The 12,250-nt window shown below is 41.7% G+C and carries 12 protein-coding genes; 4 read left to right on the plus strand and 8 right to left on the minus strand.

What is annotated here, in order from left to right; genetic code table 11:
* The first annotated feature begins 181 nt into the window (after window positions 1–181).
* Together CES82_RS00705 and CES82_RS00710 are read left to right on the plus strand one after the other, a co-directional pair.
* Complete coding sequence (locus CES82_RS00705) at window positions 182–403, plus strand: AbrB/MazE/SpoVT family DNA-binding domain-containing protein (protein ID WP_098823401.1); 222 nt, start codon at window positions 182–184, stop codon at window positions 401–403.
* Window positions 403–786 carry a hypothetical protein gene (locus CES82_RS00710; RefSeq protein ID WP_098823402.1) on the plus strand — a complete coding sequence of 128 codons (384 nt, stop codon included), beginning with the start codon at window positions 403–405 and terminating at the stop codon, window positions 784–786. The genes CES82_RS00705 and CES82_RS00710 overlap by 1 nt, the downstream gene beginning before the upstream one ends.
* A 53-nt stretch (window positions 787–839) precedes the next feature.
* On the opposite strand, the gene CES82_RS00715 is transcribed toward CES82_RS00710, so the two are convergent.
* The 5 genes from CES82_RS00715 to CES82_RS00735 all read right to left on the minus strand — a co-directional run bounded on the left by CES82_RS00715 (window position 840) and on the right by CES82_RS00735 (window position 7,688).
* A complete protein-coding gene (locus tag CES82_RS00715) occupies window positions 840–1,736 on the minus strand; it encodes a LysR family transcriptional regulator (RefSeq protein WP_098823403.1) in 897 nt (298 codons plus the stop codon).
* A gap of 104 nt (window positions 1,737–1,840) precedes the next feature.
* Window positions 1,841–3,259, minus strand: a complete 1,419-nt coding sequence (locus tag CES82_RS00720) for an anion permease (RefSeq protein ID WP_098823404.1) — start codon at window positions 3,257–3,259, stop codon at window positions 1,841–1,843.
* Between the two features lie 27 nt (window positions 3,260–3,286).
* Window positions 3,287–4,684, minus strand: a complete 1,398-nt coding sequence (locus tag CES82_RS00725) for a flavocytochrome c (protein WP_098823405.1) — start codon at window positions 4,682–4,684, stop codon at window positions 3,287–3,289.
* A gap of 151 nt (window positions 4,685–4,835) precedes the next feature.
* Complete coding sequence (locus CES82_RS00730; RefSeq protein ID WP_225364798.1) at window positions 4,836–6,044, minus strand: RNA-guided endonuclease InsQ/TnpB family protein; 1,209 nt, start codon at window positions 6,042–6,044, stop codon at window positions 4,836–4,838.
* A 258-nt stretch (window positions 6,045–6,302) separates the two neighbouring features.
* Entirely contained in the window at window positions 6,303–7,688 is a 1,386-nt protein-coding gene (locus tag CES82_RS00735; protein ID WP_098823406.1) for a class II fumarate hydratase, read from the minus strand.
* Between the two features lie 383 nt (window positions 7,689–8,071).
* Here CES82_RS00735 and CES82_RS00740 point away from each other — a divergent pair, with 383 nt between their 5' ends.
* Complete coding sequence (locus CES82_RS00740) at window positions 8,072–8,893, plus strand: hypothetical protein (RefSeq protein WP_098823407.1); 822 nt, start codon at window positions 8,072–8,074, stop codon at window positions 8,891–8,893.
* Window positions 8,894–8,960: 67 nt separating this feature from the next.
* Here the strand turns inward: CES82_RS00740 and CES82_RS00745 are convergent, their stop codons facing one another.
* Both CES82_RS00745 and CES82_RS00750 read right to left on the minus strand, forming a co-directional pair.
* Window positions 8,961–9,563, minus strand: a complete 603-nt coding sequence (locus CES82_RS00745; RefSeq protein ID WP_098823408.1) for a hypothetical protein — start codon at window positions 9,561–9,563, stop codon at window positions 8,961–8,963.
* A 193-nt stretch (window positions 9,564–9,756) separates the two neighbouring features.
* Window positions 9,757–10,191 carry a GNAT family N-acetyltransferase gene (locus CES82_RS00750; protein WP_098823409.1) on the minus strand — a complete coding sequence of 145 codons (435 nt, stop codon included), beginning with the start codon at window positions 10,189–10,191 and terminating at the stop codon, window positions 9,757–9,759.
* A 534-nt stretch (window positions 10,192–10,725) separates the two neighbouring features.
* Here CES82_RS00750 and CES82_RS00755 point away from each other — a divergent pair.
* Entirely contained in the window at window positions 10,726–11,670 is a 945-nt protein-coding gene (locus CES82_RS00755; RefSeq protein ID WP_098823410.1) for an FAD:protein FMN transferase, read from the plus strand.
* A 51-nt stretch (window positions 11,671–11,721) separates the two neighbouring features.
* Here the strand turns inward: CES82_RS00755 and thiW are convergent, their stop codons facing one another.
* Window positions 11,722–12,228, minus strand: a complete 507-nt coding sequence (gene thiW, locus CES82_RS00760) for an energy coupling factor transporter S component ThiW (RefSeq protein ID WP_098823411.1) — start codon at window positions 12,226–12,228, stop codon at window positions 11,722–11,724.
* Window positions 12,229–12,250 lie beyond the last annotated feature (22 nt).

Below are 12,250 nucleotides of genomic sequence, written 5' to 3' on the forward strand. Positions count from 1 at the left end.
TTTTCATAGAATAACATTATTTTCCAATATTCTTTTTTCACAGAAATATATTCCCTAATAGCCCATATAAAATTAGAATATAAAGACATCTCAGCTAATTTGTCATGACGAACTAGATCAAATATGCTATACTACTTAAGAAATTATGAATTTGTTATAACGAAAGGAACCATTTGAGCTTATGAACGAAATCAAATCACAGCGTCAAATCATCCAGGTTGGTAACTCATTGGCAATTACGATCCCCGCAAACATTGCCCGCAAACTAGAAGTTCAAAAGGGAGATGACATCGACGTCTCTTTCCGTAATAACGTGCAGCTCGATGCTCACTTTTTCCAAAGTTTGGAAACGGTCATCGATCAGTTTGAAGGCATATTGGATCAAATACAGGGGGACATGTAATGCGTTATTTAACAGCAGACGAATTAGTTGCTATTAATAGTCGTTTAGCCATCAGAGCTGGCAAGCAACCCGGTATCAAAAACGCTGACCAATTGGATAAAGTCATTGCGGTACCACAATCTAATGCTTATGATCAAAATTTACACGAGATGGTCGCCAATAAAACGGGATTTTTACTAGATGCCATCATTTCCGGTAAACCATTCGTCAATATGAATTTGCAAACTGCAGCGATTGCGGTCGCTGCTTTAGCCGATTTAAACGATTATGAACTGACTTTCACCGATGATGAACTGGTCGCTCTTGTGAACCGCGACAATAACAAAGAGGTTGAAGCAACGGAACTATTTACTATCTTCAATAATCATTTGAAGCAAAAATAAGCGTTATCCCAATTTTCTTCGGGACAACGCTTTTTTAATTTAATTTAACAGCCTTAACTCTGTGGAATCTTTAACTGTCTCAAATCCTGCACAAAGTGTTCTTCATCTGGCGTGAAAACGTACCCTTGCCGTGTCACGATTGAGACGTTGAAACGCTCAGCTACCGGATCCAGCACCTTTAAGCAGGCTAATTCTTCTTCATCACTGGAACTAACCACGTCACGAGCTAACAGACTGATGCCCAAATTTTCTTTGACTAAACTGGTAATCCAGGAAATATCTGGCGTCTTATAAATAACAGGCGGATTAACCCCCGCAAACTGGCAATATGCTTTAAAAGCCGCTGGGTGAACAAACTTGCGGTTTAACATGATAAACTCTTCATCCGCTAGTTCTTTAAAAAATACACTTCCTCGATTAGCTAATCGGTGCTGCCGACTAACGACGACTACGAATGGCCGACTGCCAATGTGAATCACGTTTAGTGAAGGATCATGCAGCGGCAGTACTGAAGCCAGCAAAGCAATATCAGTTTCACCATTTTTCACCGAATTAAGTAAGCCGCCAGAACCGGTTTCGACAACATCCAAGCGTTGCAGCAGACCATCTTTCAACAGTTGACCAGCTAGTGAGGGAAAGTACAGTGAACCAATAATCGGCGGTAAGCCAAACCGGATCCGGGATAACTTAGCGTTTTCAATCTCTTGATGAGCTAAATTTAAGCTAGCGGTGATTGAACTCGCTTTTTCATACAATAATAAGCCGGACCGCGTGATTTCGGTTCGACTGTGCGCCCGGTCCACGTGGACTAATTCATCTTCGAATTCTCGTTCCAGTCGCTTCACTGCTTGCGTGACGGTTGGCTGAGAAACGTTAAACGCCTTTGCAACGGCAGTAAAGTTTCGCTTTTCAACTAAGGCTTTAAAATAAGCTAGGTCTTTGGTGTTCATCCGCAAATCTCCTCAGATTAAATCATTCACCATAGCTTATCACAAATTAAAAAGTTGTGCCCACTTCACTAGTAGGTACAACTTTTTTATTATATTCTAAATTTTTACCACATACCAAGCACTTTCATCCAGATAGAACCAATACCACCCCAAACGACGAGGTAGACCAAACCTAGAATAAAGTTTAGACGCCACCAGTCGCTTTGCTTGTTGTACCCAGCACCGAAAATTGCTGAAGCAGGACCGTTAGCATATTGTGTCGTTGAACCGAAGATTGCACCGGTAAAGCCGAGAATCATTGCAGCAAAGGTTGCTGGTGCACCAGCTGAAATAGCAACGGCCAGCAAAGCACCGTACATTGCCGTAACGTGCGCAGTTCCTGATGCAAACAGGTAATGACTGTAGAAGTAGAACAGAACCAATACCACAAGAACGATTTCCCAGCTCATACCGTGAAGACTGGTACCCAAAGCTTTTGATAACCAAGGAATAAAGCCTAAAAGGTTTAATTCATTGGCCATGAAAATCAGGATTGAGAACCAAATGATGGTATTCCATGCGCCAGTTTCATTCAAAACATCCTTCACGCTTAAAACACCGGTCAACAGCAATAATCCAACGGCTAAGAAAGCAACCGTGGATGCTTCCAAACCAATAAAGCTAGAAACCATCCAAAGAACTAAGGCGAGCACGAAAACCGCTGCCATAATCTTTTCGGGTAAACTCATCTTACCCATTTCAGCTAACTGCTTGTCAGCCCATTCCTTAGCGTTCGGAGTTTCCTTGATTTCAGGCGGATACATTTTGTAGATCAGCCATGGAACTAGGATTAAGCAAATAATACCAGGAACAAGTGCCGCAATAAACCAACCCATCCACGAAATCTGAACGTGCATGCCTTTAGCTAAAGCAACGGCAACCAAGTTAGGTGCCATGGCGGTCATAAACATCCCAGAAGTAATAATGTTGCCGTGGAATTCAGTGAACATTAAGTACGAACCAATCTTGCTTTGGGTACCGTCTTTAGGAGTTGACCCAAACGATTCGGACAAAGACTCGATGATGGGCATAACGATCCCACCAGCACGAGCTGTGTTACTTGGTGTAGCTGGAGAAGTGACCAGATCAACACCAAGTAAAGCATACGATAATCCCAGTGTTCGTTTACCAAATAGGCGAACGAAAATCATCGCGATGCGACGACCAAGTCCGGTATTAATAAATCCGCGTGACAGGAAGTAAGCCATCCCAATCATCCAAACGGTATCATTACCAAAACCTGCAGTGGCGTCTTCCATCTTGACAACGCCAAGTAAAACAGAAATTGTCATTCCAATAAGTGCTACCCCAGCGATGGGCAGGGGTTGAGTAATACAGCCAAGAATCGTGGCAACGAAGATGGCTAACATGTGCCAAGCAACCAGCGAAACACCAGCTGGTTTAATCGGTGCTAGAAACCAGATGATTAAACCGACAATAATCGGCAAAATAAATTTCTTATAATTAATTTTATTAAGTGTCATTTTAGATGTTCTCCTAAATAAAGGGCATTATTTTTCATTAATGTAGTTGAAGACTTGTTCGCCGGCTTGACGACCAAAAATAACAGTTTCAGCAATTGAGTTACCGCCGATTCGGTTATTACCGTGAAGACCACCAACAATTTCGCCAGCAGCGTAGAGACCCTTGATAGCTTGGCCATCTTCATTGAGTACTTCAGTTTTATGGTTGATTGCAATACCACCCATGGTGTAGTGAACAGCTGGTGCAATGTGAATGGCGAAGAATGGTGCTGTCGAAATATCGCGATCCATCCCAGTAGTTCGACCGAACGCTGAATCATTTTGATCTGCAACGGCAGTATTCCAGTCGCTGACCGTTTGCTTCAATGTTTCAGCATCGAAGCCCAGCTGACTTGCCAAATCATCCAATGACTGACCGGTGTGAACCAAACCGATTGAATCATAAAATTCAACGGCTTTAGCACGGTCACGAATGCCTTGGTCAAAAATCAAATAAGCGCCGTTTTCATTCAGTTCATCGATTGCAGCAGTGACGTTCTTCCGGGTATCCAGTTCGTTAACAAACCGGTCCCCATGCTTATTCACTAAGATTGCACCTTCACCACGAACAGCTTCACCGATCAAATAAGCGTGTGGCGTGTCTTGTTGAACCGTTGGGTGAACTTGAACTTGATCCATATCGACTAATTTGGCGCCTAATGACTGAGCAAGCTTAATGCCATCGCCAGTTGCACCAGGTTGGTTGGTCGTCTTCATGCCCTTTAAATCAGGACGATACTTTGTCAGCATGTCTTGGTTAGCACCAAAACCGCCGGCAGCCAGAATAACTGCATCCGCCGTCAACGGACCGCTTTGCTTCCCAGTTGTGGCACGCACACCGGTGACTTTGCCCTCTTCGTCAGTGGTTAATTCAGTCACCTTAAGACCGGCAAATAGCGGAATATGCGCCTTTTGAACTTGTCTCAACAGTTCAGTCACTAGGAAACCACCGATTGCGGCCAATGAATGAGGTCGGTGAGTCCGCATCTTGCTCATGCCACCAGTAATCGTGATTTCATCTAATTGAATATCATGATCTGCTAACCAGTCAATTGCTAAAGCAGCGTGTTCACTGAAGTATTTCAATAATTCAGTGTTGTTTTGGCCACCGCCACCCTTTAAGGTTTCATCGTAGAATTCCTGGAAACTGTCCACCACGTGATGTTTTAACTGGACGTTAGTTTCAGCCGCATTCATCCCTGATGAAGCTCGGTTGGTGTTACCACCCAATTTATCCATTTTTTCAAGGATAACGGGTTTTAGTCCTAACTCGTGTGCCTGAATGGCAGCCGTCATCCCAGCTGCACCTGAACCAATCACAATCACGTCATAATGCTTGCGCAACTTCGTGAGTGAGGTCGGTTGAAAATGAAATTTTTCAGCCATTTTTATGCTGCTACTGATAACTTATAAAAAGTTATAGATTATTCTTGCTTCTCCCTATCCTGCCTCGCACAAAGCTCACTAGTACAGTTGATATGATAGTCCACAAGCGTTAATTCCCGGCTAGCCACCGGTACATCCTTTGAAGTCTATTTTAGTAGGCTAATTCAAAGTTTTCAGTATCCCTGATATTCAGGGCCGCATTAATATCTCGATCTTCGGTATAATTACAGTTCTGACATTCATACACCCGATCTTTTAATTTCAAATCAACTTTCTTATGGCCACATTGGTGACACAATTTTGAAGTCGGTTCAAAACGGTGGGTCAGATGTACGGGAATGCCTAACTGTTGGCATTTAGAAACTAATTTGATTCTAAAATTATAGAACCCCTGGTAACTAACTGCTTTGGCTAAATGCCGATTTTTCATCATACCTCTAACATTCAGGTCTTCTAAGGCTACCCACTGTGGCTTGGTTCTCACCACAGCAGCGATAATCTTATTTTGATAATCCGACTGAATGTTGGTTAACCGTTGATATAAGCATTGCACTTCCCGCTGAGTTTTAGCTAGATTAAAATCAGTAGCAGATTTCCCTTCTTTCTGTCTTCTAGCTTTCAGTGCTTGATACTGACGGGACATTTTTCTTTGCAGTCTGCGCAGACGTTTCCTGATGTGCCTTACCTGACTGCTTTTATTCTGATTAGGATACAAAGTACCATCATTTAAAATGGCAAATTCTTTTAAACCAAGGTCGATGCCGATAGGTTCACCGGTTAATGCTAGTTTTGGTAATTCAGCCTGTTCCACTAAACAGGTCAGGTAATAACGACCAGCTTTGAATTTAATCCGACCCTGTTTGATAACGAAGTGTTCTGAGTCTGTAGGAATGTAGCCAAACTCTTTCAAACGTACCCAGCCAAGCTTGGGTAACTTGATCCGGTGACGCTGACAGGCAATGATTTGCGTTTTACCGTTCTTAACAAAGTAGTAACTACCTTGGCCCCGTTTAAACGAGCGCCAATGTGGGAAACCGCTCAGTTTCTTAAAGAACCGTTTCATAGCCGTGTCAGCATCAATGAAGGCCTGTTTAACTGATTTAGCATATAAATCCTTGATCCATAAATCATCAGGATTAGCTTCTAGATACTCATGGTTAAACCACTTACTAAAGGCGTAAGCGTTTAAGTAGCAATAACCCATTTCATAACGCTGCCGGTTGATATCCAAAAACAGGTTATAGGCCCAACGACTGCCACCAATATGACAATCAATCAGCCAAGCTTGTTTTTCAGTCGGCTTAATTTCAACTTTATAGGTGAGTAACATCAGTGCTTCCGCCTTATTGAATTTAATCACCAAGGTGAGGTGTCCCTCATATTATACGGGATAGCTTTAGCCCAAAAAGCCTTTTAATGAAATTCATATAAATCACTACTTATAAGCTATCAGTTAATCGGAAAATTAAACGCCTAACTTTAACCTTGTGATATCTTCTACTAGGCTTATAAGCATACGCAATAGTATAGAAGCAACACTTTACAAAGATTGATATCCTTTTACAACAAAATAGTTACTGTTCATACCTCCTGTTCTTAATTGATTGTGTTGTTAAGTTTACTTTTGATCAATGTTAGTCATGTTGATTGGCACAACCCACTTATCATACTCTTCTTCTGTCAATAAGCCTGACTTCAAAGCGGCTTCTTTCAAAAGGGTGCCTTCTTTTAAGGCTTCTTGTGCAATCGTAGCACTTTCGTGGTAACCGATATGTGGTGACAATGCCGTAACCGTCATCAGTGAGCGGTCAACCAATTCTTCCATCCGTTCTGAGTTGACAGTTAAACCATGGATCATCTTGTCGGCAAAACCACGCATGGTTCCTGCAAGTAATTCGGCTGATTCAAGGAATGCAGAAATCAGAACTGGTTTGTAAACGTTCATTTCGAAGTTACCTTGGCTTGATGCTAAATCAACGACCACATCGTTACCCATTACTCGAACAGCTGCCATGGTGATGGCTTCAGCTTGAGTTGGGTTAACCTTCCCAGGCATGATTGAAGAACCGGGTTCGTTAGCTGGAATGTTCAATTCACCGTAACCGGCACGTGGACCTGAAGCCAAGAAACGCACATCGTTAGCAATCTTCATCAGATCAGCAGCAAGCGTCTTGATGGCCCCATGGACAACGTTTAAGCCAGAGTGGTGAGCCAAACCATAGAATTTGTTGGTATCAGCAGTGAAGTGAAGGCCGTATACTTCGCCCATCTTGTCAGCAATAATGCCGGCAAAACCAGGTGCAGCGTTCAAACCAGTTCCGACTGCGGTACCACCCATTGCTAATTCGCTAAGGGTTTTACCTAAAGTTTGCAGGTAGTCTAAATCATGTTCTAATGCGCTGACCCAACCAGAAACTTCTTGGCCAAAAGTTAATGGAGTCGCATCTTGCAGGTGGGTCCGGCCAATTTTAACCGTCTTCCAGTATTTTTCTTGTTTAACTTTTAATTCATCGATTAAGTGCTGGGTTGATTCTTCCAAGCTGCTAACAGCCTTTGCAGCGGTGATGTTCATGGCTGTTGGGAAGATATCGTTTGAGCTTTGACCCTTGTTAACATCATCATTGGGTAAAATTTCAATCTCAGCGTTAAGCTTAGCTGCTTGGTGAGCTACCACTTCGTTAACGTTCATGTTGGTTTGAGTACCTGAACCCGTTTGATAAACCACCAGTGGAAAGTCCTTACGTAAATCCTCGTCATCAAGTGCTAATAACGTATCAATCGCTTCAACGATCAAGTCTGCCTTTGCACCGTCAATGTTCTTTAACTCTTTATTAGCAGTGGCTGCGGCTTTTTTAATCTGTAATAGCGCCTTGATAATTTCAAGTGGCATCTTTTCGCCAGTTGGGAAGTTATTACGACTTCTTTCAGTTTGCGCACCCCAGAGTGCGGTGGAAGGGATCTTAACTTCGCCAATCGTATCTGATTCAATTCTGTAGTCTGCCATATTTTTGACCTCCATTGATTTTGTGACGGAATATATAAGTAATAGCAATTATCATTTCGTGATATTATTCACTAACGTATTTAGAATAATAACTGATACCTGTTATAGTCAAACATTCATAACGTTATTACAATTTATTATGAGGTTGATATATTGGCATTTAAAGGGATAATTTGGTCGTTTTACATTTTTTTACAATTCAAATGAATTTTATTAATGCTAGTTTGCATTTTCACACGAACTATTTGAAAACGATTTCAGAAATATTCAACTTTAATTTTGCAGACAATTTAATCAGGTTTGTATGATTATCGCTCCTTTTATAGTAAAATTAATCTCTAATTAGATTCGCTTTGGGGTACATCATTTTAGGAGGGGAAATTTTGTTCCGCTTTAAACACTTACTACTCAGCTTTTTGATTGTCTTTGCCGGTTGTTGGTTAACGGCTTGCGGTAATCAAAAAAGACAAACTCAACCTATCAATAAACTGGCACTGGTTAAATCAGGCCAGACTGATCAACCACGTATTTGGTATCATTTTTCCCAATCTCATAGTCACGTAACAGCTAAAGATTCAGTTAACGCCCTGTTTGTCCTTAAAAAAGGCAAAGTAACCACCTATATGCTGCCAACGGGCAAAGATAAGGTAACGCTCAACCGGTTATCTCACATGTCCACGTCAGCGCAAATCAACTGGGCGAAGAATCAGGACAAACAAGCTTTTCGTGCGGGTGTTGCCACACAACAAGATAAAGTTGCTAGCAGCATTGCTGGTATTAAATCCGACTTGAAGCGTCTGCAAAAATCAAATAGTGACCCATCACAGGTTAAAGCCTTACAGCAATATTTAAAGATTAATGAAGCAATTCATGACAATCCGAGCAAGTATGCCGCACCAGTCGCCTACCCACTGACGGCGGTCCAACAGTCCCATGGTGAACAATTCGGGCTGAAACTCTACCCGGTAAAAACGGTTCAGTACGGCGATGCTAACGTCATCATGGCCAGTGAACTTTCACTATCCAACTACACTTTCGATAAACGTATTCAGCCTCAAAAAATCGACGGCCATTATTATGGTGGCTATAGCTCTGCCATTAATGATAACCACTACCTGATCCTGACGCAGGTCACCAAACAGACCCGAATTGTTTATGATAAACAAAAAACAACGGGTGTTTCTAAACCGGTGACGGCAGAATAGAGAACAACTCTGATGACACAATCTAAAAAATAGACGCTATTCCGTTTTATCGGAATAACGTCTATTTTTACTTCTGCTGACTCTCATTCAAGATAGTCGCTTTACCATCCTTGATGGACAAAATCACTGGCCCACTCTTCGACTTCTTTACTTGGAGTGTATAACTCCCCTTCAAGGATTTATCTATTGACTGAGACATTTTCAAATAATTATCGGACATCGTCTTGATATTCTTAGCATTTGTTTTAGGGTACTGCCACATTGTGGTAACTGCTTTAATGTACTTTGCGTTCGTTGGCGTAACCGTATACGTCTTGGAATCCTGATCAAAACTGACGTCACCAACATTCTTACTGTATGACTTTTGTAACTGCTGCAAAACGTTTTGCTCATTTTTATGCAGTTGCGCAATTGACGCAGATTCTGAACTCTTTTGAGCAAAATATTGATTAGAATTAACATTCGCCTTTTGTGAAGTCGTCTGCGTCTGTTTTGGCTTCACCCAGCCATTTTTATAAACGTAGCCAAAACTAAATAGTAAACCAATCACACTGATAATCGTCAAAAAACGTGTCGTGCCTACTAGCCCATTATAGTGAGCTGCATACCACCACGATAATCCCCCCATAACAGTCATCATACCAAATATAAATACTAGAATGATCCCCATCTAGATTACCCCCCTAATTATAATATCGAAGCTTTGAACTAATTGTCTTCAATTCTCTTTATTACCTGTCTATTATAAGCCTTTTATCCTATAGAAGACTAGGGGTGAACAAGGATTCAAAGGATAAGTGTTACGACCCGTAATTATCCATGAATTCAGCTACATCAGTCAAACCGATAGCGTTCACTGCTTGTTATTCTTTCCACTTCATTTTTAACTCAACTTCATCCGTATCTGGGTTCACAGACCGATCTTTGATTCCAAAATCATGATTCTGATAGAAACGAACTGCTTTACTATTTTTTTCATAAACACTCAAACGAATTTGCTTATAGTCTGACTTCAGTGCGAACAGCAACAAGCTACCAATCCCCTCGTCACGGTATCCGGGTTTGACGAACATACCAGCTAGATAGTGCGTCTTCATCACCGCAAACCCCACGATCTGCTCATCTTGCAATACAACGTAAACCGTTGCTTTTTCGAATTGCTTTGAAACTTCAGAGGTTTGATCCTGCCAATATGTTGCAGCAATAAACGGGTGAGAATCTAAATTTCCTGCGAGCCAAATGGCCATAAGCACCTTCTCATTTGCTTCCGTCAAGTTCGATAGTTTTTCAACTTTCACTTTTGACCCTCTCTTCTCTTTTTCTCTTTGACACAACTTTTAAGGTACGCTGCTCCGAGTTAAATGGCAAGGCTTAGGGGTATTAATCGTCCAGCTTCAAATTTTATTGTTTTAATCTTAATTTAATATTGAACTCATTTGTTTTTAATGTTATAGTAACTGCAATTCAACAAAAGGCATACGCAATCAACTTTAGCTTTCAGCATGATGTCTTTTGAATCTAGGAGGTGACGTTGCTGTTTTAAGATTCCGTACATATGTATCATCAGGACTAAATGGAGGACATGCGTATGAAAGAAACTACTGTAAAACGATGATGGTAGCAGGTTCGCAAGCGAGTTTTGCTCATCAAGCAATCGCCATCCTGTCGACCGTAATCAAGACATCTGAACGAACGATAGAAGTGCAAATTCCATTCTCTTAAGTTTAGATCTTTCATGTTAGACAATGAACCGCGTTGACTGTTATATTCAGTCAGCGCGGTTTTGTGTTATCTTAAACTCATAGGAATTTTATGGAAGGCGTGAACCCCAAATGATTCAAAAACAATATTATGGCTTAGGCACTGCTATCACCCTCTCAGTGAACGAACCAGCAACAACCGCTGATTTGGATGCAGGTAATGACCTCATCAAACACTATGAAGATATTTTAACGGTTAATCGTCCCGTTTCAGAAGTGATGTCCGTAAACCACGCAGCTGGTCAAGAACCCGTTCAAGTATCGGATATCACCTATCAATTAATCAAGCGTGCTGTGGAAGTCAGTCAATGGCACTTAGGCTTTAACACCGCTATTGGACCCCTGGTAAAGTTATGGAAAATTGGGTTTGATGGTGCTAACTTACCAGCCGATGCTGATATTAAACAACGTCTTGAGCTGATTGATCCAGCTGATATTCAACTAGATGATCACGATCGAACCGTTTTTCTCACCAAACCTGGAATGGAAATTGACCTTGGCGCCATCGCTAAAGGCTACATTGCCGATGCTGTCAAAATATTATGGCTTTCCCGAGGTGTCAAAAGCGGCATCATCGACCTTGGCGGTAACATTTTACTAGTAGGTGATAGTACTCATACTAACGGCTTATGGCGCATCGGTGTCCAAAACCCGTTGAAACAGCGTCATGTGGCTCTTGGTGTCCTTACCACAACTGCTAAATCAATCGTCACTTCCGGCATTTACGAACGTTACCTCGTGATTAACGGTCATAATTACCACCATATGTTTGATTCTAAAACGGGTTACCCGATTCAAAACGACTTGGAAAGTGTCACCATCGTTAGCGATTTGTCCATTGATGGCGATATTTGGACCACTGAAGCCTTCTATCAAGATATCGATAAAGGCATCCCGTTAATTGAAAAACAGCCGGGACTGGACGCTATCTTTGTCACTCGTGACTTCAAGGTAGCCATCACATCCGGCTTGAAAGACCGCTTTGCATTAACGGACAATCAATACCAGATTATTTAGTGAAATAACGTGCCTACCAGTATTCTTACTGATAAGCACGTTATTTTAATACTACTTACTCAATCTATTCATCTGTGGCTGAATCACCGTTGACCAGATACTCTTTAACAACACATAAGCAATCACTGAACCAACCAGCGCACTAAGAAAGAAACTTGGTACAAATAGCCAAAGCGCACCCTTCGCTCCTAATAGCAGTGCCGCAATTGGGTAAGCGACAATTGCACCTATGATGCCAGTCCCAATCAATTCACCAAACACCGCCGCAATCAGCCGCTTGGTATATCTGAATAGTAAACCACTTAAAAAAGCACCAAACATGCTACCAGGAAAGGCTAAAATCGTACCAGTACCCAGTAAATTACGAATCAGGGACGTTAAAAATGCCTGTGTCATTGCCCACCAAGGTCCTAACAAGGCCCCAGATACAACGTTGATTAAGTGTTGCATTGGCGCAACTTTTGCTACACCTACTGTAAATTCAAACAAACTGCCACCGATTACACCTAATGCCACAAGAATCGAAGTTAGGGTTAAATAATAAACTCTCTTAGTCATCGTGCTCGTTCCTTTCCATCCT

The organism is Secundilactobacillus silagincola (genome assembly GCF_002583405.1).
Lineage (GTDB): Bacteria > Bacillota > Bacilli > Lactobacillales > Lactobacillaceae > Secundilactobacillus > Secundilactobacillus silagincola.

Excerpts from the sequence above, each read along its gene's own strand:
- CES82_RS00720 (WP_098823404.1), bottom strand. The coding sequence starts at position 3,259 with ATGACACTTAATAAAATTAATTATAAGAAATTTATTTTGCCGATTATT.
- CES82_RS00725 (WP_098823405.1), bottom strand. The coding sequence starts at position 4,684 with ATGGCTGAAAAATTTCATTTTCAACCGACCTCACTCACGAAGTTGCGC.
- CES82_RS00755 (WP_098823410.1), top strand. The coding sequence starts at position 10,726 with ATGATTCAAAAACAATATTATGGCTTAGGCACTGCTATCACCCTCTCA.
- CES82_RS00745 (WP_098823408.1), bottom strand. The coding sequence starts at position 9,563 with ATGGGGATCATTCTAGTATTTATATTTGGTATGATGACTGTTATGGGG.
- CES82_RS00705 (WP_098823401.1), top strand. The coding sequence starts at position 182 with ATGAACGAAATCAAATCACAGCGTCAAATCATCCAGGTTGGTAACTCA.
- CES82_RS00710 (WP_098823402.1), top strand. The coding sequence starts at position 403 with ATGCGTTATTTAACAGCAGACGAATTAGTTGCTATTAATAGTCGTTTA.
- CES82_RS00715 (WP_098823403.1), bottom strand. The coding sequence starts at position 1,736 with ATGAACACCAAAGACCTAGCTTATTTTAAAGCCTTAGTTGAAAAGCGA.
- thiW (WP_098823411.1), bottom strand. The coding sequence starts at position 12,228 with ATGACTAAGAGAGTTTATTATTTAACCCTAACTTCGATTCTTGTGGCA.
- CES82_RS00735 (WP_098823406.1), bottom strand. The coding sequence starts at position 7,688 with ATGGCAGACTACAGAATTGAATCAGATACGATTGGCGAAGTTAAGATC.